The sequence below is a fragment of the Xanthomonas sp. 3307 genome, assembly GCF_014199735.1.
GTDB classification, from domain to species: Bacteria; Pseudomonadota; Gammaproteobacteria; order Xanthomonadales; family Xanthomonadaceae; genus Xanthomonas_A; species Xanthomonas_A rydalmerensis.
The window spans coordinates 489661-514113 of the sequence record NZ_JACHOG010000001.1; the positions used below are offsets into that span (position 1 = coordinate 489661).

A 24453-nucleotide genomic window follows, 5' to 3' on the forward strand; every position below is an offset into this window, starting at 1 on the left:
CGGCGCCGACTTAGGCTAGCATCGGCATTCAGGGGGACGCGCGGCGGCGCGCCCGCACCGCCGCCCACTCCCGCAGGTGAACGCCATGGACACTCTGATTTCGGCACTGGAACTGCAGACGCTGTTCGACGCCTTGCCGGACGTGGTGTTCTTCGTGAAGGACCGCGATGGCCGCTACACCCACGTCAACCTGACCCTGGTGCGGCGGCTGGGCAAGAAGTACCGCGCCGACCTGATCGGCAAGTCGGCCGCAGACGTTTTTCCGCTGCCGCTGGGCGGCAGCTACCTGATGCAGGACCGGCGGGTGCTGTGCGGTGAGGTGATCGAGAACCAGCTCGAAGTGCACCTGTTCCCGAACCGCACCCCGGGCTGGTGCCTGACCTTCAAGCGCCCGCTGTGCGAGGGCGAGGAGGTGATCGGCGTGGTCGGCATCTCCCGCGACCTGGGCCAGCCTGACAGCCGCCATTCCGCCTACGAGCGCATCAGCCGCGCCATGGAGCACATGCAGGCGCACTACGGCGACAACCTGCGCGTGCAGACCCTGGCCGACCTGGCCGAGCTGTCGGTGGCGCAACTGGAGCGGCATTTCCGTCGCGTGTTCCAGCTGACCCCGCAGCAACTGCTGACCAAGATGCGCATCGAAGCGGCGATGCGCCTGCTGCACGGCGACGACAGCATCGCCAGCATCGGTCAACTGTGCGGCTTCGCCGACCAGAGCGCCTTCGCCCGCCAATTCAAGGCCACCGTCGGCATGACCCCGCGCGACTATCGATCGATGAAGGGCAAGCTGTGAAGAGCCGGGATTGGGGATTCGGGAATGGGGATTCGTTTCCGAGCTGAATGCGCGCGTTGAGATCGCGACGCTGGATATGCAAGAGCCCCTCTCCCTCCGGGAGAGGGGTTGGGGTGAGGGTCCGGCGCAGCCGATCGCATCGAAATGCCATGACACATCCGCACCTACGCTACAACCTTGCTGCACTAGGGATGCCCGGTCGCAGTTGGTCCGGTGATTGGATAGGCGCCGCGCCAACGCGTGCATACACGTTGGTGAGGGACGAATTCCACCCAGGCGTCCCAGCCAGCCCCCGCTGCACAGGCCGCTCAGGTCGCAAGTGGTAGCATTCCGCGTTTCCGGTCCACGCGTCATCCATGGTCAGCCTATTCCGCCGCAACAAGCCCCAGGACAACGCCGGCGAGAGCCGCACGCAGCGCTACAGCATCGAGGAATTGGCCGCCGCCTTCCCCAAGCCGGCAAGCGCCGAACCCGCTGCGCCTGCGCCGTCGGCGCCGCCTGCCGCTGAGGCGGCGCCTGCCGCCCCAGCACCCGCTCCTACTCTGGAGCCAGCGCCCGCGCCGGTCGCCGAACACCCCGTCCAGGCGCCCGCCCCGGTCGCTGTCCCGCAGCCGCAACCGACGCCGCTGCCGGCTGCAGCGCCCACACCGCCGCCGCAGGCATATGTGCCACCGCCAGCCGCCGCGCCGGCACCGAGCGTGCCGCACCCGACGCCCGCCCCCGCCCAGCAGCCCGCTGCGGTACCCGCGCCGACACCTAACGCCGCGTCCGTGCCCGCCGCCGACGCCGACCTGGTACGCAGCGACGCCCTGCCCGCCGCGCCGGCCGGCAAGCCCGGCTGGCGCGAGCGCCTGCGCAACAGCAGTTTCGCGCGCAGCGTCGGCAGCCTGTTCTCGCGCAATCCCAAGCTCGACGACGACCTGCTCGACGAGATCGAGACGGCACTGATCACCGCCGACGTCGGCATTCCCGCCACCACCGCGCTGATCGAAAACCTGCGCAAGCGCATGAAGGCGCGCGAGTTCGTCGACGCCAGGGCGCTGCAACAGGCGCTGCGCGCCGACCTGCTGGCGATCCTGCAGCCGGTCGCCAAACCGCTGCAGATCGACCGGAACGCCAAGCCCTTCGTGGTGCTGACCGTCGGCGTCAACGGCGTCGGCAAGACCACCACCATCGGCAAGCTGGCCAAGCGCTTCAAGGACGAAGGCCACAGCCTGATGCTGGCTGCCGGCGACACCTTCCGCGCCGCGGCGGTGGCGCAGTTGCAGGCCTGGGGCGAACGCAACGGGGTGAGCGTGATCGCACAGGGCCAGAACGCCGACGCCGCCTCGGTTGCCTTCGACGCGCTGCAGGCCGGCAAGGCACGCGGCACCGAGGTGTTGATCGCCGACACCGCCGGCCGCCTGCACACCCAGACCGGGCTGATGAACGAACTGGGCAAGATCCGTCGCGTGCTCGGCAAGCTCGACGCCAGCGCGCCGCACGAGGTGCTGATGGTCATCGACGGCACCACCGGCCAGAACGCGCTGTCGCAGCTGCGCCAGTTCCATGCAGCGGTCGGCGTCACCGGCCTGGTGGTGACCAAGCTCGACGGCACCGCCAAGGGCGGCGTGGTGTTCGCCCTGGCCCGCGAGTTCGGCATCCCGATCCGCTTCGCCGGCATCGGCGAGCGCCCCGAAGACCTGCGCGTGTTCGACGCCGAAGCCTTCGTCGACGCGTTGCTGCCAGAAGCGCTCGGCGGCTGACCGCTGAAGCCCCTCTCCCTCCGGGAGAGGGGTTGGGGTGAGGGTGCGGCGGAGCCTGCCAAGCCAGCACTGGCACCACCCCAACCGCACCAGGCTTCGCCCGTACCCTCATCCGGCCCTTCGGGCCACCTTCTCCCGGAGGGAGAAGGCACGAGTTCCTGCCAGCATGCGCCAGCCTTCCGACACCTTCCCCGCCCGCCTGCTCGCCTGGTTCGACCGCCACGGGCGCCACGACCTGCCCTGGCAGCATCCGCGCAGTCCTTACCGGGTGTGGCTGTCGGAAATCATGCTGCAGCAGACCCAGGTGGCGGTGGTCACCCCCTACTTCCTGCGCTTCCTGCAGCACTTCCCGACCCTGCCGGCGCTGGCCGCCGCCGACAACGACGCGGTGATGGCGCAATGGGCCGGGCTCGGCTACTACGCCCGCGCGCGCAACCTGCACGCCGCCGCCAAGCGCTGCGTGGAACTGCACGGCGGCGAACTGCCGCGCGATTTCGATGCCCTGCATGCGCTGCCCGGCATCGGCCGCAGCACCGCCGGCGCGATCCTCAGCCAGGCCTGGAACGACCGCTTCCCGATCCTCGACGGCAACGTCAAGCGCGTACTGACCCGCTACCACGGCATCGCCGGCTACCCCGGCCTGCCGGCGGTGGAAAAGCCGCTGTGGGCGCTCGCGCAGTCGCATGTGGACGCGGTGCCCGACGGGCGCATGGCCGACTACACCCAGGCGCAGATGGATTTCGGCGCCACCCTGTGCACCCGCGCCAATCCGGCCTGCGTGCTGTGTCCGCTGCAGGACGATTGCGTGGCGCGTCGCGACGGCCTGGTCGAGGCGCTGCCCACGCCCAAGCCGGGCAAGACCCTGCCCGAGCGCGAAGCGCTGGCCCTGCTGCTGGAGAACGCCGCCGGCGAACTGCTGCTGCAGCGGCGGCCGCCGACCGGCATCTGGGCCTCGCTGTGGACGCTGCCGCAGGCCGACACCGACAGCGAACTGCGCGCCTGGTATGCGCGCTGGATGCGCGGGCGCGCCTACGACGATGCCGAAGCGCTGCCGCCGATCGTGCACACTTTCAGCCATTACCGCCTGCACCTGCAGCCACTGCGCCTGCGCAAGGTCGCCATGAGCGATGCGCTGGGCGACAATGACGACCTGCGCTGGGTGGCGCGCGCCGACCTGTCGACGCTGGGCCTGCCCGCACCGATCCGCAAACTGCTCGACGGCCTCTGACGCACCAGCGCGGGGCCGTGCGCGCATCGCCAGGAATTGCCATGTCCCGCACCGTCTTCTGCCAGTACCAGCAACGCGACACCGAAGGGCTCGACTACGTGCCGTATCCCGGCGAGCTCGGCAAGCGCGTGTTCGCGCACATCGGCAAGGCCGGCTGGCAGGCGTGGCTGGCGCACCAGACCATGCTGATCAACGAGAACCGGCTGTCGCCCCGCGATCCCAAGCACCGCGCATTCCTCGAAGCGGAACTGGAGAAGTTCCTGTTCCAGGGCGGCGCCGACAAGCCCGAAGGCTACGTGGCACCCGATCAGGCGTCCTGAGCGGCGCCGCGTCGTGGCGTCACGGCACGCACCACGCTAAGACTCCGCCAAGCGCCCGCTTTCGTCGCGCCTTACGCGATCTCGTAAGAGCGGCTTCAGCCGCGACAAGGCCTTACCAGGAACGCCCGTCGCGGCTGAAGCCGCTCCTACGCGTGCGCCCTGCGGCTATTTGGCCTTGCCGCACACCGCAGTGCAGCCGCACCTAACGCGACAGGGCGCAACCTGTAACGCCAGGCAGTGGCGGTGCAACATCGCACTCGCCCCGCCGCCGCCTCGCGAATCCCAAATCCCAAATCCCGAATCCCGGCACTGCCTCAGCTCCCCGGCGCCTGCTGCGCCCGCTCCTGCACCTTGGCCTCGCGCAGTTCCTTCTCCGAGGTGCGCAGCGCCTTGACGTCCAGCGGCCGGATGCTGTCGATACGGCACGGCAGGCGAATCGCGGCCGGACCGCCGCCGAGCACCAGCACGTCGTCGAACTTCGCCGAGACCTGGCTGCCGAAATGGGTGATGGCGATGCTGGGGGCGAAATCCAGGTCCTGGCAGGTGCCGGCGAATTCCAGCAGATAGGCCTGGTTCGGACGCGTCCACACCGCCAGCGCGCTGTCGCCGAGCGCGGTCCAGCCGCTGAGCCGGTTGAAGTACTGGAAGTCGCGCACCGGCGCACCGGCGTGGGCGCGGTACAGGGTCAGACGCTCGTCGTCGCTGAGGCGGTTGGTCGCGCAGCCGGCCAGTACGGCCGTGGCGACGAGGGAGGACAGCAGCAGGCGTTTCATGGCAGTGCTCCTGGTGGTGTGGAGCGCATCATGCGCCCGCCACCGTGCACGCTGCCGTGTATGCACGCAGGGTCGTTCAGCGACAAGGCAGCCAACGATCGCGGCGCGATGGCACCGCTTACTGCGAGGGACTGCGCGCCGACTCGCAGAAGCGCTGCCGGTACTCCAGCGCCTTGGGCATCAGCGCCTGCAGGTTCTGGATGCGAGTGCCCGGATTGGGATGGGTGGAGGCGAACTCCGGCGGCGCCTGGCCGCCGCTGCTGGCGCTCATCCGCTCCCACAACGGCACCGCCTCGCGCGGGTCGAAACAGGCCGCGGCGGCCAGCATCAGGCCCACTTCGTCGGCCTGGGTCTCGTGGCTGCGCGCGTACGGCAGCAGGTAGCCGTACCCCATCGCCGCCATCGCCATCTGCTGCTGTTGCGGGTCCAGGCCGCCGGCGGCGCCGGCCATCTGCCCGATCTGGGTCAGCTTCTGCTGGGCCATGCGCTGCGCGCCATGCCGCAACAGCGCGTGCGCGATCTCGTGGCCCATCACCACCGCCATCGCATCGGCGTTCTTGGCCACCGGCAGCAGCCCGGTGTAGACCGCCATCTTGCCGCCGGGCAGGCAGAACGCATTGGCCTGGTCGGACTCGATCACGTTGACGTCCCAGTCGAAGCCGCGCGCGTAATGCTTGGCCTGCATGCCGTGCTCGGCGGCCAGCGCGTCCTCGACCACATCGACCTTGGCGATCAACCGCTGCGCGATCGCACGCACCTGCTGCGCTACCTGCGACTGCGGATCGACCGGATGTTCCTGCGCCAGGATCTCCTGGTACGCCTGCAGACCCAGTGCCTTCTCGTCCTCCACGTTCAACGAGCGGTCGATCAGCACCTGCTCGCCGGTGTACGGGTCCTCGCTGCGGTTGGAGAACCAGTAGTACCCGGCATACACGGCAAAGCCCAGCAGCACCAGCCAGCGCACCCCGCCCAGCGGCCCACGGCGACCGCCCGGTTCGCCGCCCTGGCGGCCGAAGACTTGGTTCATCGGGTTCCCCTCGTTGACTGGTGAGGCAATCTAGCGCCGGCACCGGCGCGGCGGCGTCAAATGCCGCGCACCAGGCGGAAGCCGACGCGTGCGCTGGTGCTGTCCGAATCCTGCATCAGCCGCCAGGCCGCGCGCGTCTGCTCCGGCGCATTGGCCCAGTTGCCGCCGCGCACCACCCGCGAGCGGCAGCCCGGGTTGTACCAGGCCGCGCCATCGGCGGGCGCACGGCGGTAGCTGGCATGCCAGCAGTCGGCGACCCATTCGCTGAGGTTGCCGGCCATGTCGTGCAGGCCCCAGGCGTTGGCGGAAAAACTGGCCACCGGCGCGGGCCCCCAGAACCCGTCGGTGTAGCCGACGAAGGCGTTGCGCCAGTGCCGACCGCTGGGCGAGACGTCGCCGCCGCCGGTGAAGTTGCCGCTGCCGCGCGGCGGCGTGCCGGCGTTGCCCCAGGGATAGCGGCCGCGGCCGCCGGCGCGCAGCGCGTATTCGAACTCGGCCTCGCTGGGCAGCCGGTAGTGCCGCCCGGTCTGCTGCGACAGCCAGGCCGCGTAGGCTTCGGCGTCGCGCACGCTGACGTGCATCACCGGGCTGTTGGGCGCCGCGCGCGCGCCCTGGTAATCGGACTGCCAGTCCACGCCGTTGCGGCGCACGAAGTTGCCACTGCGCTCGTCGTAGACCGTGGAATGGCCGCGCCGGGTGGCGCGCGGACGTGCATTGGTCGCCTCCACGAAGCGGCGGAACTCGGCCACCGTGACCTCGGTGATCGACATGGCGAAACCGCGGTCGAAGCGCACGTAGTGCTGCGGCATCTCCGCCGGCGAGGCGCCGGGTTCGGTCTCGGCCGCGCCCATGCGAAAGCCGCCGTGCGGCACCACGATCATCTGCGGGCCGCGCCCACCGTCGTGCATGCCGTCGGTGAACACCTGGCCGGGACGAAAACTGCCGTAATGGGTGGTCAGGTCGATGCGTTCGCGCAGCATCGCCGCCACCGGATCGCCGGGATCGGCGATGCGCAGCACCTCGCCCAGGCGCTCGCGCGCCGACTTCAACCCGGCCGGTGTGGCCAGATCGCGCAGGCCGGCATCGCGCAAGGCGGCGATGCGCGCCACCCGCACCTGCTCCACGCGCACGCGCGCATCGCGCACCGTGGGCGCGTCCTCGCGCACCCGCGCCGCACGCGCCAGCCAGCTGCCGGCAGCGGCGAAATCCGAGGCCGCCGCCGCCGTCTCGGCGCGGCGGATCAGCGCGCTCTCCACCGCCGCCACGCCCTGCCGCGCGCGCGCATCGTCCGCATCCAGCAGCAGCGCCTCGCGGAAATTGGCCAGGGCGCCGTTGCCGTCCTCGCCCAGGCGGCCACCACGCAGGTCGTCCTCGCCGGCGCGGTTGTAGGCCAGCACCCGCGAGGCGGTCTCCACCCGCTGCTGCAGGCGCCGCACCGCCGGATCGTCCGCATCCAGCCACAGCGCCACCATCGCGATGCGCGCAGCCTGCTCCAGCGTGCGCTCGGACCGCTCCGGATCGCCCAGCGCCTGCGCGCCCAACTGCAGCAGGCGTCGCCGCGCCTTGCGCAGGCCGTCCTGGGCGACGCGATCGTTCGGCGCCAGGCTGCGGATCGCCAGGTACAGCGGAATCGCCGACTGCGCGTCCTCGAACAGGCGATCGGCGGCCAGCGCGCGCGCCGCCTCGCGCCGCGCCTGCGGCAGGCCGCCGCGGGTCAAGGTCGGCAACGGTGGCTGCCAGCGCGCCACGGTCTCGGCTGCGTCTTCGCCGCCGATGGTCACGCTGGGCGCCTGCACCGGCCTGGCCGGCGCCGACCGCGCCGGCACGGCGGCAGCGGCGGCCGCAGGCGCGGGATCGGCGGCCGGCGTCGGCGGCTGCCGCGCACAGCCGACCAGCACTGCCGCCAGCATGCTCCAGACCATCACAACGCCGCTGCTGCGCACCTTTCCTCCGAACCATGGCCCTGGGCCGTGTCACCAATTCCCGAGTATGCCGCGTTGGGCCCGCGCGCCTGTCAGACCCAACCCGAAGGGCCGCGATTGCTCGGGGATTGATGACACGCCCTTGCGACGCCGCCCCACCCGGCGCGCCGTGCGGCCGGCGGAGCGACGTTAGGCTATTCTCGCCTGCCTGAGCAAACCCTGCAGTCAACGGAAATCACGTGCCTTACTGGATCAAGCAACCCGCCGAGCTGAGCGAACGGCTGGCGCAGCGGCCGGCCCGCATCGGCCTGGATACCGAATTCGTCCGCGAACGGACCTACTGGCCGCAACTGGCGCTGGTGCAGATGGCGGTGGGCGACGACATCCTGCTGATCGACCCACTGATCCCGGGCATGCCGCAGGCGCTGGCGCCGTGGCTGAGCGATCCGGGCATCCTCAAGATCATGCACAGCGCCAGCGAAGACCTGGTCGCCTTCAAGTGCGCCTGCGGCACCCTGCCGCGGCCGCTGTTCGACACCCAGATCGCCGCCGGCCTGGCCGGGCTCGGCGCTGGCATGGGCTACCAGAAGCTGGTGCTGGAGATCACCGGCGTGCACCTGGCCAAGGGCGAGACCCGCTCGGACTGGCTACGCCGCCCGCTGTCGCCGGCGCAGCTGGAATACGCCGCCGACGACGTGCGCCATCTGTTCGCGCTGCACGATCACCTGCAGGCGCGGTTGCAGACCCTGCAGCGCAGCGACTGGCTGCACGAGGACGGCGAACGCCTGCTCGGCACCGTCGAGCACGACGATGGCGAGCGCTGGCCGCACCTGAGCATGCGCTCGGCGCAATTCATGGACCGCCCCGCGCAACTGCGCCTGCTGCGCCTGTTGCGCTGGCGCGACGCCCAGGCCCGGCACAGCGACAAGCCGCGCAGCTGGATCCTGGACAACGAACTGGCCGCCACCCTGGCGCGGTTCCCGCCACAGGACCAGCCGGCCATGCTGGCGCTGTTCGACAAGCACCCCAAGGCGCCACGCAAGCTCAGCGATGCGCTGTGGCAGGCGCTGACCACGCCGCTGGCCGACGAAGCCGACGCGCCGCAGGCGCTGGCCGCCAGCGACGACAACAAGGCAGCGCTGAAGCGACTGCAGGACGCGGTGGCCGCACGCAGCGCCGAACTCGGCCTGCCCGACGGCCTGCTGGCCTCGCGCAAGCACCTGGAAGCCCTGCTGGAAAGCGCGCAATGGCCCACGCCGCTGGCCGGCTGGCGCCGACGCGAACTGGAGCCGCACCTGCAACCGCTGCTCGCCAGCGCACGTTGAACGCATGCGGCCGCGCGGCCAGGCCGCGATCGCCCCGCCATGCACGCCCACGCCATCGGGCATAAAAAAAGGCCAGGAAATCCTGGCCTTTTTTCGTCCGCTCAATACTTGACGAGCGGGAACTTCAGATCCGGATGGCGCGCCTTCCATTCGTTGTAGGCGGCGGTGCCTTCCCAGGCGGCGAACGCCTTCGGCGTGCGGCCGCGGCCGGACCAGGTTTCGCCGGTGTGCGGCAGCTGGTACTTCGGCTTGACCTCGCTGCGGCCACCGGCGGACTTGCTGCTGGCCGGCTTGGACGCCGCGCTGGTCACGTAGGCCGCGATCTCGTTGCGCTGCTTGGCGCTGAAGAACTCGGCGAACTGCTCCAGCAGCGACAGCACGTTGGCGTGCGCCGCATTGGTTTCGCCCTCGCGCGCCTGCCGCTCCTGCTCTTCCAGCTTGCGCATTTCTTCCTGCAGCTTGGCCTTGGCTTCGGCGATCTGTTGCAAGTTGCGAACTTCCGTCATGTGTAAAAGACCCGTCTTTAGTAAAAGGTATGAAGCGGACGGCTTATTTCGTCCGGAACGAAATCACCGCGGGAGATTTCGGCCGCCGAGTATATCGACTCCCTGCGCGCGCTGTAGACAGAATGCTGAGCGCGTTTTCGCTTCCCTTCGGCCGGCCCCCTGCCCGGCGCCGGGGATGTTGCATTGCCCCCTTGGCACGCGGCCCCGTGCCCAGTTACACTACGCGTCTGATGTGGGGCGGTAGCTCAGCTGGGAGAGCGTCGCGTTCGCAATGCGAAGGTCGAGGGTTCGATCCCCTTCCGCTCCACCATCTTTCCGTCCTCGACGGTGCAACAAGGCCAGACAGCCACCAGGCTCTCTGGCCTTTTTGTTGGCCGCTCCTGAAGCTGAGCGCATCCGATCAGGACGGTCCGGTCATGCGATGCCCAGTGGCGATGGCGTGATCGGAGGTCCTCGGCTTGCGTACTGACGGGGCGGGAAGCGGTGGCAGTGCGCGCTCCCCACCGCATCATCGGTCAGTTGTTGTCGTCCTGCGCGGCCTCGTCCTGCCCGGAGCGCGGGCCGCGCTCGTGCGCCTCGCGCAGCTTCTGGTCTTCCAGGCCGGGCCGCTGCTTGGCGGTATCGTCCTGGGCACGGTCCTGCCGGCCCTCGTGGATGCCCTGCTGCTTGCCGGACTGGGTGGTCTCGTCTTTTGCCATGGTCTGCACCTCGCTGGGGCGGATGCCCGCTCGCCGCCACCCTAGCGAGGCCGCCGTGATGCACGGATCACGGCGTGCCAGGCATCACGCCGCCAGCGCGCGTGCGCCGGCCTCGGCGATGTCGTCGCTGCGCAGCAGCCGCGCGCGGTCGAGCAGGATCACCAGCCGATCCTCCAGCTTGCCCATGCCCTGCAGCAGGTCGCGGCGGATATCGCTGCCGAAGGCCGGCGGCGCCTCGATCTGCTGCGGCGGCAATTCCAGCACCTCGTTGACCGCGTCCACCAGCAGGCCGAAGGACTGCGCCGCGCCCCCCTCTTCGCTGGTGGCGGTGGCGATGACGATGCAACTGCGGCGGGTGACCTGGCTGGGCCCGCGGCCGAGCCGCGATTGCAGATCCACCACCGGCACCACCGCGCCGCGCAGGTTGATCACGCCGCACACGCAGGCCGGCATGGTCGGCACCGGCGTGGGTGGGCGGTACTCGATGATTTCGTGGATACCGGCGATGTTGAGCCCGAACAGTTCGCGATCCAGTTGAAAGGTCAGGAACTGCCAGGCGTTCTGCTGCGCGAGCCCGGTGACGGCATCAATGCGATCGTTGTGCATGGTCTTCCCCTTCAGAAGTTGACGAACTGGCCTTCGTCCGGCGCATCCGCCAGCGCGTAGGCCGGCACCTGGCGTGCACGCGGGCGCAAGGCCTTGCCGGCGTTGCGCAGCGGGCGTGTGGCCGCCGGCCTGGGCGCCACCGGCGCGGCACGGCGTGGCGCGGCCAGGTCCTGCTCGCGGTTGAGGCGGAAGAAGCCCATCGCCTGCTGCAGCGATTCGGCCTGGGTGCTCATCTGTTCGGCGGTCGCCGCCAGTTGCTCGGAGGCCGCCGCGTTCTGCTGCGTGGCCTGGCTGAGCTGGGCCACCGCCAGGTTGATCTGGGTGACGCCGGAGGACTGCTCCTGCGAGGCCGAGGCGATCTCCTGCACCAGATCCGAGGTCTTCTTGATGCTGGGCACGATGGTACCGAGCAGGTTGCCGGCGCGATCGGCCAGGCCGACGCTGCTGGCGGCGACCTCGCCGATCTCCTGCGCGGCCACCTGGCTGCGCTCGGCCAGCTTGCGCACTTCCGCCGCGACCACGGCGAAACCCTTGCCGTGCTCGCCGGCGCGCGCGGCCTCGATCGCCGCGTTCAACGCCAGCAGGTTGGTCTGGTAGGCGATGTCGTCGATGATGCCGATCTTCTGCGCGATCTGCTTCATCGCATGGGTCGAGGCCAGCACCGCTTCGCCGCCCTCCACCGCTTCCTTGGCCGCCTGCGCCGACATGCCCTCGGTGACCTTGGCGTTGTCCGTGTTCTGCGCGATGGACGCGGTCATCTGTTCCAGCGAGGCGCTGGTCTCCTCCACGCCGGAGGCCTGCTCGGTGGCGGCCTGGCTCAGCGACTGCGCGGTCGCGCTGACTTCCTCGGACGAACCTGCCAGCGATTGCGCGCTGGCGTTGACCTCGCCCACGACATCCGCCAGACGCTCGACCATCGCCTGCAGCGCCACCATCGCGCTGGTGGTGTCGTTGGGGCGGGTCGGCACCTGCACGGTGAGATCGCCACGCGCGATCCGCGAGGCCACTTCCATCACCGTGCTCGGCTCGCCGCCGAGTTCGCTCATCAGCGAACGCGCGATCAGAAAACCGATAAACGACGCGCACAGCGCCGCGACCAGACTGCCGACGATCAGGGTGAGGTTGGTGCGCTGCTGCAGCTGCTCCGCCTCGGAGGCGCGCACAGCCAGCAGTTCGCTCTCGGCGCGGCGCACTTCGGCCATGCGATCGCGCATCGTATCCATGTAGGCCTTGCCCTTGGAGGCACGCACCGCGGCGGCCAGCGCCTCCATCGTCGCCTGGCCGTCGTTGACGTTCTTGCGCAGCGCGATCTGCGGATGCACCGCCTGGCTGAGCCATTGCGCCTGGGTCTGCTTCAGCGCGTTCAGGCGCTCCTGCTGCTTGGGATTGTCCGCGGTCAGCTCCTGCGCGGTGCGCAGGTGGCTGTCGAAGCTGGCGACACCGTCGCGATACGGCTGCAGGAAGGTGTCCTCGCCGGTCAGCGAGAAGCCGCGGGTGCCGGTCTCGATGTTGATCAGGCTGCTGAGCGCCGCATCGACTTCGGCGATCACCTTGTAGGTGTGGGTGTTCCAGTAGTTGGCCTGCGACAGCGCGGAGACGTTGAAGTAGGCAACGCCGGCGAGCGCCAGCAGGATGCACAGGACCACGGCGAAGCCGCCGTAGAGTTTGGTTGCGACTTTCAGATTCTTCAGCATGGCACTCTCCCGACAATGGGGCAGTTGTGACAACGACATCGACATGGAACTGGCGGCGCGACCTGCGCCGCCAGGGAATGGATCAGGCGCGGCCCAGCAGCGCTTCGTTGCGGTCGCGGTTGCCTGCACCGGGACGGCGCGCGGCCGCGGAGGGCGCACGCGTCGCCCAGCGCGAGCCGGCCGCACGCAGCGACAGCGGCGCCTCGCCTTCGTCCGGCATATGCGTGGCACGCCGCGTGGCAGCGGACAACTGGAAGAAGGCCATGCTGTCCTGCAACTGCACGGCCTGCGTGCTCATCGATTCGGCGGTGGCCGCCAGCTCTTCGGAGGCGGTGGCGTTCTGCTGGGTGATCTGGCTCAGTTGCACAACCGCCACATTGATCTGTGCGACGCCGGAGGACTGCTCCTGCGAGGCGGCGGTGATTTCCTGCACCAGATCCGAAGTCTTCTTGATGCTGGGCACGATGGTCTCCAGCAGCTGCCCGGCGCGTTCGGCCAGTTCCACGCTGGAGCCGGCCACCTCGCCGATCTCCTGCGCGGCCACCTGGCTACGCTCGGCCAGCTTGCGCACTTCCGCGGCGACCACGGCGAAGCCCTTGCCGTGCTCGCCGGCACGTGCGGCCTCGATCGCCGCGTTCAGTGCCAGCAGGTTGGTCTGGTAGGCGATGTCGTCGATGATGCCGATCTTGTGCGCGATCTGCTTCATCGCCGCCACCGTGGCCACCACCGCCTGGCCGCCTTCCAGCGTCTCGCGGGCGGCTTGCGCGGCCATGCCGTCGGTGACCTTGGCGTTGTCGGTGTTCTGCGCGATGGAAGCGGTCATCTGCTCCAGCGAGGCGCTGGTCTCCTCCACGCCGGCGGCCTGCTCGGTCGAGGCCTGGCTCAACGACTGCGCGGTGGCGCTGACTTCTTCCGAGGCGCCAGCCAGGCTCTGCGCACTGGCGTTGACCTCGCCGACCACCTGCTGCAGCTTCTCGACCATGCGCTGCATCGCCAGCAGCAACTGCGCGGTCTCGTCGCGGCCGCGCACGTCGATCGACATGCTCAGGTCGCCCTCGGACAGCGCATTGGCCACGCTGACCGCCTTGTCGATCGGCCGGGTCACGCTGCGGCTGATGAACACGCCCAGGCCCACGCCGAGCAGCACGCCGCCGATCACGATGGCCAGCAGGGTGTGGGTGCTGCTGGCGTAGATCTCGTCGGTGGCGTCGTTGGCCTTGGACGCATTCGCCTCCTTGATCTCGCTCAGTTCCGACATCAGCGCATCCAGTTCGTCGGAGCTGCTGCGCACGCCCTTGGACAGGTCCGCCAACTGCGCATTGCCTTGCGGCAGCGGCTCGCGCATCACCGAGTCGACGAACTGGCCGCGCCGCTGCAGATAGGTCTTCCACACCTGGTCGAAGCGGGCCAGCTTGGCCAGCGTGTCCGGGTCGTCGAACGAGGCCCTGGCCTTGTCCATGTGCTCGACCACCTTGGCGGTGTACTTGTCGAGGCTGGCGACATGCTTGGCGCGATCTTCCTCCGTGCTGGCCAACTGCAGGTTGGCGCGCGAACGGCCGGCGTTGATCAGATTGATGTTGGCCTCTTTCAGGTGCGACAGGCCGAGCAACTCGCGCTCGTACAGCACCGTGGCGTAATCGTTGATGCGACCCGAGTTGCGGATGCCGATCCAGCCGATACAGGCGCCGATCGCCGCCACGATCAGGAATGCCCCCGTCAGCCTGACCCCGATTTTCATATTGCCCAACATGGTGTACCTCGATTCTTTGTCTGCGTCCGGTTGCGCCAGCAGCGCTTCCGGCCGTCTTCCGCAGCGCCCCGCGGAGTGGACACACTCGCTCGTTCGTGAGCGAGGACGCTGCGCCGCAACGTCTGTGCGTGAGAGCTATCGGCGTCATTGATGGCGCCTTTAAAAGGCGTGAAAACTGCAGAATTCCGCATATCGGCCTCACGGCGGCGGCGCTGACTGAATGCGCAACAGGCGTTGCGCCGCAGCACTCGACGCATGTGAAGAAGCTCGCCGGGCGCCGACGGCGTGGATGCCGCAGTTTTTCTGCAATGGCAGATGACCCCTGTTTTGCACCAAGGGCGAAGTGGGATGCCAACCCCTTTAATTTGTAGACAGAATGTGAAAGCAGCGCCGATATGCCCGCCATCGCCGTGCGCGAGCGCGTCCATGGCCCAGCGCCTTCACACCATCGGCAGTGCCGCGACCGTTTGCCGTTGCGCCGCAGTGCCGCCACGCAACAGCCGCTGCGCGCGCGCGAGTTCCTCGGCCTCCATGTCCTGCAGCGGCTCGAAGCGCTCGCCGGCCCAGCTCGCCATCGGCACGCCGTCGCGGTACAGCACGCGCGCCCCCGCGACCCGCGGCACCCGCGTGCCGGACAGCACGCTGCCGAGCAGATTGGCCGGATCGGCGGCGGCCACGCACACCCAGGTGCCGTTGCCGGGCTCGCGGCGCAGTTGCCGCAGCAGGCCGATCGCCTCGGGCAGGGCGAACTGTTCGCCGGACAGGCCATCGATGAAGCGTCCGCCACGGATCTCGCCGCGCGCCTCCAGGCGCTGGTAGACCCGCAACACTTCGCGCCACGGCGGCAACCAGGCCGCCTCGCGCTCGAGCAGGCGCCAGCAGACCACGCCGTAGCGGCGCAGCAGGGTCCGTGCGACGTACTCGACCGCCTCGCTGCGCGCGGCCGGGTCGTCGGCCTCGGGGCCCGCCCGCAACAGCGCCCAGCGCCCGGCGTCCTGGATGCCGCCGTACAGCGCCATGCGCGGCCGCCGCCGCGACAGCGCCGACGGCCGCTTCGATGCCGGCACCAGCAAGGCGCGCAGGCCGGCGTAGCTGTCGCAATGGACCCGGCCGGCGGCAACCAGTTCGGCCAGCGCCGCCTCCAGTTCGGTGGACAGCAAACGGGTGGCTTCGGCGATCTCGTCGAAAAAGGAGGCACCATGCGCCTCGAGATGCTCGGCGACCTTGCGCGCGCGCGAGCCCAGCGCGCCGGCTTCCGGAACGGGCGACAGCCGCGACCACTGCCCGGCGCTGCGCCGCGGCAGCAACAGGATCGGCGTGCTGCGCAGCGTCGGCGCGGCGCCGCCGGCGCCGGGGCGCAGCCGCGTCCACAGCGTGCGGCCGGCACTGCAGGCCTCGTCCAGCCATGCCGGGCGGTAGTCGCGCACCCGCGCCGGCAACAGCTCCGCTTCCCACAGCGGCGCCGCGGCCTCCACGCCCTCCAGTTGCGCCAGCACCGCGGCCAGCGCCTCGGCGCCCTCCACCTGGCCCTGCGTATCCAGGTGCTGCCAGCGGAACAGGAAGCGCGCGTAGTCGCGCGGCGCCACCGGCTCGATCTCGCGACGCAGGCGGCCGAGGGTGTAGCGGTGGATCCGCGCCAGCAGGTGACGCTCGCACCACTCCTCGGCATCGGCGTCGGCGCTGAACCGTCCGCCCAGCACATAGCCGTCCTGTTGCAGCGCCAGCAACCCGGCCTGCACCTCGCGCAGCGGCAGCTGCAGCGGCGCCGCCAACGCCTCGGCGGTGACCGGCCCCAGACCGGCCAAGCGCCAGCGCAGCAACTCGCGCAACGCGCTGTCGCGGTCCCAGTCGGCGACCGCGTAGCCCTCGGGCACGGCGATGACCGGTTGCGCGCTGGCCTGCGGGTACAGCGGCGCCACCGCCGCCAGTGCTTCGGCCGCCACCCACAGCGCCGCGGCGGCGCCGTCGACGCCGTGCAGCAAGGTGGCGCGCGCATCGGCGGCCAGTTCACCCAACCACGCTTGCCACTGCGGCTGCGCGGCGGCCTCGTCCGCGCTCACCACGCCGAGCGTGAGCAGCGCCTCGTGCATCTCGTCGCGGCTGCGCGGCTGCGGCCAGGCCTCCTCGCGCACGGCGGCGATCGCCTGCGGGTCCAACTGGCCGAGATCGTCGGCGCTGTCCGGATCCTGGTAGCGGCGGCTGTGCACCGCCTGGGTTCGCCGTTCTTCCAGCGGGGCGTCGTCGAGAAAGGCATAGGGCCGCGCATCCAGCGCCTCGGCCGCCAGCGGCGACGGCGCGGTCAGTTCGCGCGCCAGCACGCGCACCTCGCCGGCCTCGATGCCGCGCAGCAGCTGCAGCCAGCCGGCGCTGTCCATCGCCTCGTCCAGGCAGTCGCGCAGGGTCTGCGCCACCAGCGGGTGCTCGGGAATCTCGCGCTCGCCGACCAGGTTTTCCGCACAGGCCACCTGATCGGGGAACACCGTGGCCAGCAGATCCTCGGACTTCATCCGCTGCAGTTGCGGTGCGACCTTGCGCCCGCCGGTGAAGCGCGGCAGCGCCAGCGCGTTGGTGGCGTTCCAGCGCCAACGCACGCCGAACAGCGGCGCGTCCAGTAGCGCCTGCACCAGCACGTCCAGCGCCGATGCGGCGCGCAGGTAGCGCGCCACCTCGTCCAGGGCGAAGCTGTGCCGGGTCGACAGCGACAGCACGATCGCGTCCTCGGTCGCGGCCGCCTGCAGTTCGAAATTGAAGGTGCGGCAGAAACGCTTGCGCAGGGCCAGGCCCCAGGCGCGGTTGATGCGGCTGCCGTAGACGCTGTGGATCACCAGTTGGGTGCCGCCGGTGGCGTCGAAGAAGCGCTCCAGCACGATGCACTGCTGGGTCGGCAAGGCGCCCAGCGCCGCATGCGCGCGGCCCAGGTAGTCGACGATCTGCTGCGCGGTGGCGGCGTCCAGCGCCAGCGGACCGCACAGCCACTGCAGTGCCTGCGCCGCCCCGCCCTGCTCCAGCGCCTGCTCGACTTCGGCGCGCAGCCGCGACACGCCCAGCGACAGCGCGTCGCTGCGCCCGGGCGCTTCGCCGATCCAGAACGGGATATTGGGCGGCGCGCCGCGCGCGTCCTCCACCCGCACCCGCCCCGCTTCCACGCGCAGGATGCGGTAGCTGGCGTTGCCGAGCTGGAACACGTCGCCGCCCAGGCTCTCCACCGCGAAATCCTCGTTGACCGTGCCGATGGTCTGCGCCTGCGGCTCCAGCACCACGCTGTAGTCGCCGGTCTCGGGAATGGTGCCGCCGGAGGTGAGTGCCGCCATCCGCGCACCGCGACGCTGGCGCACGCGGCGATGCACCGCATCGCGATGCAGGTAGCCGGCGCGCGGGCCCAGCCGCGTGCTGAAGCCTTCGCTGAGCATGCGCAGCACCGCGTCGAACTGCGCGCGCGGCAAGGCCGCATACGGCCAGGCGCCACGCACCAGCGCGTACAGCGCGTCTTCCTCCCACTCCTGGCAGGCCACCTCGGCGACGAGTTGCTGGGCGAGCACGTCCAGCGGCGCGTCGAGCATGCGCAGCGCATCCAGTTCGCCGCGGCGCACGCAGTCCAGCAGGGCCGCGCATTCGACCAGGTCGTCGCGCGACTGCGGAAACAGTCGCGCCTTCGGCGTGCCGCCCACCGCATGCCCGGAGCGTCCCGCGCGCTGCAGGAACGCGGCGATCGAACGCGGCGATCCGAGCTGGCAGACCAGGTCGACGTCGCCGATGTCCAGGCCCAGCTCCAGCGACGCCGTGGCCACCAGCACCTGCAGCTCGCCAGCCTTGAGCCGGCGCTCGGCGAGCAGCCGGGTCTCGCGCGCCAGGCTGCCGTGATGCGCCGCCACCGCCTGCGTGCCGAGCAGTTCACCCAGGTGCCGGGCAGTGCGCTCGGCCATGCGCCGGGTGTTGACGAACACCAGGGTGGTGCGATGCGCGCGCACCAGCTCGGCCAGGCGCGTATACGCCTGCTGCCACTGGTCGGCGGACATGGTCACGCTGAGCGGCGTCGGCGGCACCTCCAGCGCCAGGTCGCGGGCGCGCGCATAGCCGATGTCGACGATGGCGCAGTCCGCCTCGCCGTCGTGCACCGCCGCGCTGCCGACCAGGAAGCGCGCGACCGCATCGATCGGCTTCTGCGTCGCCGACAGGCCGATGCGCAGCGGCGGCACCTCGCAAAGCTGCTGCAGGCGCTGCAGCGACAGCGCCAGATGGCTGCCGCGCTTGTTCGCCGCTAGCGCGTGGATCTCGTCGACGATCACCGTGCGCACATGGCGCAGCGTCTCGCGCCCGGACACCGACCCGAGCAGCACGTACAGCGACTCCGGCGTGGTCACCAGCACGTGCGGCGGACGGCGTCGCGCCTGCGCGCGCTCGCGCTGCGGCGTGTCGCCGGTGCGCACCGCGGTGCGAATGTGCACATCCGGCAAACCCAACGCCGCCAGTTCGGCGCGAATGCCCTGCAGCGGCGCCTCCAGATTGAGCTGGATGTCGTTTGAAAGCGCTTTCAGTGGCGAGACGTACAGCACCTGGGTGCGGTCCTGCAGGCCGCCTTCGCGCAGACCTTCGCGCACCAGCGCATCCAGCGCGGCAAGAAACGCGGTGAGGGTCTTGCCGGAACCGGTCGGCGCGGCGACCAGTGTGTGTCGTCCGGCCTGGATCGCCGGCCACGCCGCCGCCTGCGCCGGCGTGGGCGCAGCGAAACGCTGTTCGAACCAGCGGGAAACGGCGGGATGAAAGCGCGTTTGCGCCAAGGACATGCGATCTCCTATTGCGCCGGCGTGCGGCGCGCCGGCGATGCCACCCGTGCGCATTGTCCACGCGACTGTCTCGCGCCATCGCCTTGACAATGAAAATGGTGACGTTATCCAAGCGATCAAGCGCATTTGCACGCGAGCCCTTTTTTTAGGGGCTTTTCCATTAAGCGTTCATCGAACGACATAATGTCTACAACTCGCTCCGCGCAGCGCGGTTATGTTGTCGACGGCATCACGTATCTCGGCCTAGCGTTTGCGAAACACACGCGAGCTTCGCTTCTGGGAACGGAATGCGGCACGGCAACACCAGCGAAAAACGGCATCGCCCATCACGCGCGCGGGACGCTCCACGACCTGCGCACGCGACTGCGGCGGCGTGCGTTCGCGTCGCCTCCGCACCGTTCCCCTTCGATGTCGCACTGCCGTCGCCTTGTCGCGTACGGCAGCGGGTGGCGGCGGCATCTGCCATCGGGTCCTGCATTGCTGGGCTGCGTATGCGTTGTATCTCTCCATTCGCCATCGCCAAGGAGCATCACCAATGGCACAGAGCAGACCGTACCTCACCACCAGTAACGACCCGAGCCAGCAGCGCAACCGCGACGCGCCACAATCGCTCGGCGTCGCGCCGGCCGTCTTCGAAGGCCACGACCCGGCCGCGATCGCACGTGCACTCAAGCAGTCGGCCGACCTGCATGCACGCCGCCGCACCGGTCCGTATCGCTCGGCCATGTCGATGCTGACCTTCTACATCAATCGGGCCGGCGATCAGCTGCCGGCGCAGCGCCGCCAGATCCTGGAGCAGGCCAAGGACGAGTTGCGCAGCCTGTATGGCAAACCACGCAAAGGTGACGCAAGCGACAGAACGTAGACGGTTGTGCAGCGTGATGGAGCGATCAGTTCCGTACGCTGCCTACGCCACGCGCGCGCCGCCCGATTGCCGTCCTCCAACGCATTGCACATGATGCGGACATGGCCAAGGCATCCGACATATCGGATCTCATCCAGCAAACCGCCGCCGCGACGCAAGACGACGCAGCGCTGCTGTCGCGTATCATCCTGGCGCAGGGCGAGATCGCGGCGGCCGGCAGCGATCCGCTGCAGGTGGTGGATGTCGTCACCCACCGCGCGCAGGAGCTGACACGCTCCAACGGCGCCGTGGTGGAGATGTGCGACGGCAACGACATGCTGTACTGGTCGGCCAGCGGCGTCGCCGAGCGCCACCTCGGCCTGCGCCTGCCCAGCAACGGCAGCTTGTCCGGCCTGTGCATGCGCAGCGGCCAGGTATTGCGCTGCGACGATTCGGAAATCGATCCACGGGTGGATCGCGCAGCCTGTCGTCGCATCGGCCTGCGCTCGATGCTGGTGGTGCCGCTGCGCTACGGCGACCGCAGCATCGGCGTGCTCAAGGTACTGGCGCCACAACCCGACGCCTACAGTGCACAGGACGTGCGCACGCTGGAATTGCTGGCGACCCTGGTCGGGGCGACGCTGGCGCTGGCCATGGACCGCGCTGCGCTGCAGACCGACATCGCGCGCCGCCAGGACGTGGAGAAACACGCATTTCGCGAGAAGGCGGCGATCGCCACCCGCATCCGCGAAACCATCGCCGATGCGCGCCTGCAGATCGTGACCCAGCCGGTGCTGGCCCTGGCATCGCAGCACATCGTCGGCGTGGAAGCGCTATCGCGCTTTCCGGCCAATCCGGCGATGCCGCCGCTGCGCTGGTTCGACGATGCAAGCCGGGTCGGGCTGGGGCTGGAGCTGGAACTGGCCGCCGCGTGCAAGGCACTGGAACTGTTGGCGCAGTTGCCGGCGCCGCTGTACCTGGCGATCAACGTGTCCGCGCCGACCCTGCTGCATCCGCGACTGCAGGCGCTGCTGCACGGCCACGACCTGTCGCGGATCGTGCTGGAAATCACCGAGCAACTGCAGGCGCCGGACTATCCGCGCCTGTCCGAGCACGTCGGCCTGCTGCAGCGGCAGGGCCTGCGCATCGCCCTGGACGACGCCGGCACCGGCTTCGCCAGCCTGCGCCACCTGCTGCACCTGGCGCCGGACATCATCAAGCTGGACCTGACCCTGACCCGCGGCATCGACGCCGAGCCGCGTCGGCAGCGGCTGGCGATGGCGATCCTGTCCTTCGCCGCGGAAACCAATGCCGACGTGGTCGTCGAAGGCATCGAGACCGAGAGCGAACTGGCGACGCTGCAGGCGCTGGGCGCGCGCTACGGCCAGGGCTACCAGCTCGCCCATCCCGGGCCCCTGTCGGCGCACCTGGCGCGCTATCCGGCGATCGGCGACGGCAGCGGCTGAGGCGCGCGCGATCGAGCGTTGCGTTCCGGCCACGCCCGCCACGGACATCCTGTGTAGGAGCGGCCTCAGCCGCGACCTGGCATCACCGGTGGCGCCCTGTCGCGGCTGAAGCCGCTCAGACGATGCCCCGCCCCCACCCTGATCCACACGAACGTCGACCAACACGGCACGTTCGCCAGTTGCTGCGCCTGCGCAAACGCCAGGCAAGAAAAAAGCGGGCCGAAGCCCGCTTTTTCCTGGAACGGCAGTGGACGCGCGCGGCTTATTCGGCCGACACGCCCTCGCCTTCCTCGACGGCCTTCATCGACAGGCGGATGCGGCCCTGCTTGTCGACTTCCAGCACCTTGACCTTGACCACGTCGCCTTCCTTCAGCTTGTCGCCGACCTTCTCCACGCGCTCGCTGGAGATCTGCGAGACGTGCACCAGGCCGTCCTTGCCCGGCAGGATGGTCACGAACGCGCCGAAGTCCATGATCTTGGCGACCTTGCCTTCGTAGATGCGGCCCGGCTCGACGTCCGAGGTGATCTGCTCGATGCGCGCCTTGGCGGCCTGCGCAGCGATCGCGTTGACCGAGGCGATGACGATGGTGCCATCGTCCTGGATGTCGATCTGGGTGCCGGTTTCCTTGGTGATCGCCTGGATGGTGGAACCACCCTTGCCGATCACTTCGCGGATCTTGTCCGGGTGGATCTTGATCGTCAGCAGGCGCGGCGCGTAGTCGCTCAGCTCCGCACGCGGGGTGGTCAGCGCGCTGGCCATCTCGCCGAGGATGTGCAGTCGGCCGGCCTTGGCCTGCGCCAGGGCCTGCTTCATGATCTCTTCGGTGATGCCTTCGATCTTGATGTCCATCTGCAGCGCGGACACGCCCTCGGCGGTACCGGCGACCTTGAAGTCCATGTCGCCCAGGTGATCTTCATCGCCCAGGATGTCCGACAGCACCACGAAGTCGTTGCCTTCCTTCACCAGGCCCATGGCGATACCGGCCACCGGCGCCTTCACCGGCACGCCCGCGTCCATCAGCGCCAGCGACGAACCGCAGACCGAGGCCATCGACGAGGAACCGTTGGATTCGGTGATTTCCGAGACCACGCGGATGGTGTACGGGAACTCTTCCATGGTCGGCATCACTGCCAGCACGCCGCGCTTGGCGAGGCGGCCGTGGCCGATCTCGCGACGCTTGGGCGCGCCGAAGCGGCCGCACTCGCCCACCGAGTACGGGGGGAAGTTGTAATGGAACAGGAAGTTTTCCTTGTACTCGCCGGAGACCGCGTCGATCACCTGGCCGTCGCGGGCGGTGCCCAGCGTGGTGACCACGATCGCCTGGGTCTCGCCGCGGGTGAACAGCGCCGAGCCGTGGGTACGCGGCAGCACGCCGGCCTTCACGCTGATCGGGCGCACGGTGTCCAGCGCACGGCCGTCGATGCGCACCTTGGTGCTCAGCACCGAACCGCGCATGGTCTGGTATTCCAGCTCGCCGAACTCCTTGGACAGGTCGGCAGCGACCCAGCCTTCGGCAGCGGCGCGCGGCGCCAGCTGCGCCATCACGTCCTTCTTGATCGCCGAGATCGCATCGCGGCGCTGCAGCTTGTCGCGTACCTGGAAGGCCGACGCCAGCTGATCGCCAACCGCTTCCTTCAGCGCGGCGATCATGGCCTCGTTCTTGGCCGGGGCGACCCAGTCGGACGGCTTGGTGCCGGCTTCGACGGTCAGCTCGTTGATGATGTTGATGACCTTCTGCATCTCGCGATGACCGAAGGTAACCGCGCCCAGCATCACTTCTTCCGACAGCAGCGCGGCTTCGGATTCGACCATCAGCACCGCGTTGGCGGTACCGGCGACGACCAGCTCCAGCTGCGAGTCCTTCAGCTCCGACACGGTGGGGTTGAGGATGTATTCGCCGTTCTTGTAACCGACCTTGGCGGCGCCAATCGGGCCGTTGAACGGGGTGCCGGCCAGCGACAGCGCGGCCGAGGCGCCGATCAGCGCGGCGATGTCGCCGTCGATGTCCGGGTTCATCGACATCACCGTGGCGATGATCTGCACTTCGTTCTTGTAATCCTCCGGGAACAGCGGACGGATCGGACGGTCGATCAGCCGCGAAATCAGCGTCTCCTTCTCGGTCGCACGGCCCTCGCGCTTGAAGAAGCCGCCGGGGATGCGGCCGCCGGCGTAGAACTTCTCCTGATAGTCGACCGTCAGCGGGAAGAAGTCCTGACCTTCGCGCGCGCTCTTGGCGGCGACGGCGGTGACCAGCAGTACGGTGTCGTCCATCTTGACGATGACGGCACCGCCGGCCTGGCGTGCGATCTCGCCGGTTTCGAGGGTGACGGTGTGCTTGCCGTACTGGAAGGTTTTGGTGATTTTTGCCACGGGGTTTCCTTGGATGATGCTGTCTGCAAATGGACCGCTGACGGCCCATGCCGCTGGCGGGTGGCCGGGAGGATCCGGCCGGTGGCGCGGAGCAATCTCCGGACCACGGTACTACCCAAAACAAAACCGCGGCGCATCACTGCGCCGCGGTGGGGTTCGTTTGCCTCAGCGACGCAGGCCGAGCTTCTCGATCAGCGCCTTGTAGCGCTCGCCATCCTTCTTCTTCAGATAGTCGAGCAGGCTGCGGCGGCGGTTGACCATCTGCAGCAGGCCGCGGCGGCTGTGGTGGTCCTTCTTGTGGGTCTTGAAGTGGCCGGTCAGCAGTTCGATGCGGGCGGTCAGCAGGGCGACCTGGACTTCCGGCGAACCGGTGTCGGCAGCGCCGCGCTTGTTTTCTTCGATGACTTTCTGGGTGTCGATGGACATGGGATGTTTTCTCTGAGATGCGGGGCCGGCAGGAACGTGCAGAGGACGCACCGCCTGGCTCGCCGATTGCGAAGGATTGCGCCGGAGCGCAGCGTGCCGGAAAGGCCGCGAAATTGTACCGGTCCCGGCCTGCAGGAACAAGGCGTTAAGACGGTGTCATGACTGAACGACGGTC

The 24453-nt window shown here is 69.3% G+C and carries 18 protein-coding genes and 1 tRNA gene; 8 read left to right on the plus strand and 11 right to left on the minus strand.

The annotated features are described in order from the left end of the window. Positions 1-85 precede the first annotated feature (85 nt). The 4 genes from GGR64_RS02055 (at position 86) to GGR64_RS02070 (ending at position 4086) form a co-directional block, all read left to right on the plus strand. Complete coding sequence (locus GGR64_RS02055) at positions 86-793, plus strand: AraC family transcriptional regulator (protein WP_017911046.1); 708 nt, start codon at positions 86-88, stop codon at positions 791-793. A 356-nt stretch (positions 794-1149) separates the two neighbouring features. Beyond that, complete coding sequence (ftsY, locus tag GGR64_RS02060; RefSeq protein WP_167087556.1) at positions 1150-2538, plus strand: signal recognition particle-docking protein FtsY; 1389 nt, start codon at positions 1150-1152, stop codon at positions 2536-2538. 166 nt (positions 2539-2704) lie between these two features. Beyond that, on the plus strand, positions 2705-3766 hold the full coding sequence (gene mutY / locus GGR64_RS02065; protein ID WP_184643662.1) for an A/G-specific adenine glycosylase: 1062 nt from the start codon (positions 2705-2707) through the stop codon (positions 3764-3766). Between the two features lie 41 nt (positions 3767-3807). After that, entirely contained in the window at positions 3808-4086 is a 279-nt protein-coding gene (locus GGR64_RS02070; RefSeq protein ID WP_160969830.1) for an oxidative damage protection protein, read from the plus strand. Between the two features lie 314 nt (positions 4087-4400). Here the strand turns inward: GGR64_RS02070 and GGR64_RS02075 are convergent, their stop codons facing one another. The 3 genes from GGR64_RS02075 to GGR64_RS02085 form a co-directional block, all read right to left on the minus strand. Continuing rightward, positions 4401-4859, minus strand: coding sequence for a DUF6491 family protein (locus GGR64_RS02075; RefSeq protein ID WP_017909671.1), 459 nt, complete (start codon positions 4857-4859; stop codon positions 4401-4403). A gap of 118 nt (positions 4860-4977) precedes the next feature. Continuing rightward, positions 4978-5886, minus strand: coding sequence for a M48 family metallopeptidase (locus tag GGR64_RS02080; protein WP_184643664.1), 909 nt, complete (start codon positions 5884-5886; stop codon positions 4978-4980). A gap of 56 nt (positions 5887-5942) precedes the next feature. Continuing rightward, the gene (locus GGR64_RS02085) at positions 5943-7808 is read right to left on the minus strand and encodes a formylglycine-generating enzyme family protein (RefSeq protein WP_260302824.1); all 1866 of its coding nucleotides are present in this window, start codon (positions 7806-7808) and stop codon (positions 5943-5945) included. A 239-nt stretch (positions 7809-8047) separates the two neighbouring features. Between GGR64_RS02085 and rnd the strand changes: the two genes are divergently transcribed. Then, complete coding sequence (gene rnd, locus GGR64_RS02090; protein ID WP_184449346.1) at positions 8048-9133, plus strand: ribonuclease D; 1086 nt, start codon at positions 8048-8050, stop codon at positions 9131-9133. Positions 9134-9234: 101 nt separating this feature from the next. Here rnd and GGR64_RS02095 read toward each other — a convergent pair whose 3' ends face one another. Then, positions 9235-9639, minus strand: coding sequence for an H-NS family nucleoid-associated regulatory protein (locus GGR64_RS02095; RefSeq protein ID WP_160969838.1), 405 nt, complete (start codon positions 9637-9639; stop codon positions 9235-9237). 234 nt (positions 9640-9873) lie between these two features. On the opposite strand from GGR64_RS02095, the gene GGR64_RS02100 reads away from it, so the two are divergent. Next, positions 9874-9949 (plus strand) — tRNA-Ala (locus GGR64_RS02100). 205 nt (positions 9950-10154) lie between these two features. Here GGR64_RS02100 and GGR64_RS02105 read toward each other — a convergent pair. The 5 genes from GGR64_RS02105 to GGR64_RS02125 form a co-directional block, all read right to left on the minus strand. Then, positions 10155-10337, minus strand: coding sequence for a hypothetical protein (locus GGR64_RS02105; RefSeq protein WP_184643666.1), 183 nt, complete (start codon positions 10335-10337; stop codon positions 10155-10157). 84 nt (positions 10338-10421) lie between these two features. After that, a complete protein-coding gene (locus GGR64_RS02110) occupies positions 10422-10943 on the minus strand; it encodes a chemotaxis protein CheW (RefSeq protein WP_160969842.1) in 522 nt (173 codons plus the stop codon). Between the two features lie 11 nt (positions 10944-10954). Continuing rightward, complete coding sequence (locus GGR64_RS02115) at positions 10955-12637, minus strand: methyl-accepting chemotaxis protein (RefSeq protein ID WP_160969844.1); 1683 nt, start codon at positions 12635-12637, stop codon at positions 10955-10957. An 82-nt stretch (positions 12638-12719) separates the two neighbouring features. Continuing rightward, complete coding sequence (locus tag GGR64_RS02120) at positions 12720-14387, minus strand: methyl-accepting chemotaxis protein (protein ID WP_184643668.1); 1668 nt, start codon at positions 14385-14387, stop codon at positions 12720-12722. Positions 14388-14827: 440 nt separating this feature from the next. After that, complete coding sequence (locus GGR64_RS02125; protein ID WP_221236037.1) at positions 14828-19171, minus strand: DEAD/DEAH box helicase; 4344 nt, start codon at positions 19169-19171, stop codon at positions 14828-14830. Between the two features lie 535 nt (positions 19172-19706). On the opposite strand from GGR64_RS02125, the gene GGR64_RS02130 reads away from it, so the two are divergent. Together GGR64_RS02130 and GGR64_RS02135 are read left to right on the plus strand one after the other, a co-directional pair. Beyond that, positions 19707-20036: a DUF3175 domain-containing protein gene (locus tag GGR64_RS02130; protein ID WP_160969850.1), complete on the plus strand. Its 330-nt coding sequence runs from the start codon at positions 19707-19709 to the stop codon at positions 20034-20036. A 101-nt stretch (positions 20037-20137) separates the two neighbouring features. Then, positions 20138-21481, plus strand: coding sequence for an EAL domain-containing protein (locus tag GGR64_RS02135; protein ID WP_184643672.1), 1344 nt, complete (start codon positions 20138-20140; stop codon positions 21479-21481). Between the two features lie 262 nt (positions 21482-21743). Here the strand turns inward: GGR64_RS02135 and pnp are convergent, their stop codons facing one another. After that, positions 21744-23852 (minus strand): polyribonucleotide nucleotidyltransferase, encoded by a 2109-nt coding sequence (pnp, locus tag GGR64_RS02140; protein ID WP_160969854.1) that lies wholly within the window; start codon positions 23850-23852, stop codon positions 21744-21746. A gap of 165 nt (positions 23853-24017) precedes the next feature. Next, on the minus strand, positions 24018-24278 hold the full coding sequence (rpsO, locus tag GGR64_RS02145) for a 30S ribosomal protein S15 (RefSeq protein WP_003467392.1): 261 nt from the start codon (positions 24276-24278) through the stop codon (positions 24018-24020). Between the last annotated feature and the right edge of the window lie 175 nt (positions 24279-24453).

Excerpts from the sequence above, each read along its gene's own strand:
- GGR64_RS02055 (WP_017911046.1), top strand. The coding sequence starts at position 86 with ATGGACACTCTGATTTCGGCACTGGAACTGCAGACGCTGTTCGACGCC.
- ftsY (WP_167087556.1), top strand. The coding sequence starts at position 1,150 with ATGGTCAGCCTATTCCGCCGCAACAAGCCCCAGGACAACGCCGGCGAG.
- mutY (WP_184643662.1), top strand. The coding sequence starts at position 2,705 with ATGCGCCAGCCTTCCGACACCTTCCCCGCCCGCCTGCTCGCCTGGTTC.
- GGR64_RS02070 (WP_160969830.1), top strand. The coding sequence starts at position 3,808 with ATGTCCCGCACCGTCTTCTGCCAGTACCAGCAACGCGACACCGAAGGG.
- GGR64_RS02075 (WP_017909671.1), bottom strand. The coding sequence starts at position 4,859 with ATGAAACGCCTGCTGCTGTCCTCCCTCGTCGCCACGGCCGTACTGGCC.
- GGR64_RS02080 (WP_184643664.1), bottom strand. The coding sequence starts at position 5,886 with ATGAACCAAGTCTTCGGCCGCCAGGGCGGCGAACCGGGCGGTCGCCGT.
- GGR64_RS02085 (WP_260302824.1), bottom strand. The coding sequence starts at position 7,808 with ATGGTCTGGAGCATGCTGGCGGCAGTGCTGGTCGGCTGTGCGCGGCAG.
- GGR64_RS02095 (WP_160969838.1), bottom strand. The coding sequence starts at position 9,639 with ATGACGGAAGTTCGCAACTTGCAACAGATCGCCGAAGCCAAGGCCAAG.
- GGR64_RS02105 (WP_184643666.1), bottom strand. The coding sequence starts at position 10,337 with ATGGCAAAAGACGAGACCACCCAGTCCGGCAAGCAGCAGGGCATCCAC.
- GGR64_RS02110 (WP_160969842.1), bottom strand. The coding sequence starts at position 10,943 with ATGCACAACGATCGCATTGATGCCGTCACCGGGCTCGCGCAGCAGAAC.
- GGR64_RS02115 (WP_160969844.1), bottom strand. The coding sequence starts at position 12,637 with ATGCTGAAGAATCTGAAAGTCGCAACCAAACTCTACGGCGGCTTCGCC.
- GGR64_RS02120 (WP_184643668.1), bottom strand. The coding sequence starts at position 14,387 with ATGTTGGGCAATATGAAAATCGGGGTCAGGCTGACGGGGGCATTCCTG.
- GGR64_RS02125 (WP_221236037.1), bottom strand. The coding sequence starts at position 19,171 with ATGTCCTTGGCGCAAACGCGCTTTCATCCCGCCGTTTCCCGCTGGTTC.
- GGR64_RS02130 (WP_160969850.1), top strand. The coding sequence starts at position 19,707 with ATGGCACAGAGCAGACCGTACCTCACCACCAGTAACGACCCGAGCCAG.
- GGR64_RS02135 (WP_184643672.1), top strand. The coding sequence starts at position 20,138 with ATGGCCAAGGCATCCGACATATCGGATCTCATCCAGCAAACCGCCGCC.
- rpsO (WP_003467392.1), bottom strand. The coding sequence starts at position 24,278 with ATGTCCATCGACACCCAGAAAGTCATCGAAGAAAACAAGCGCGGCGCT.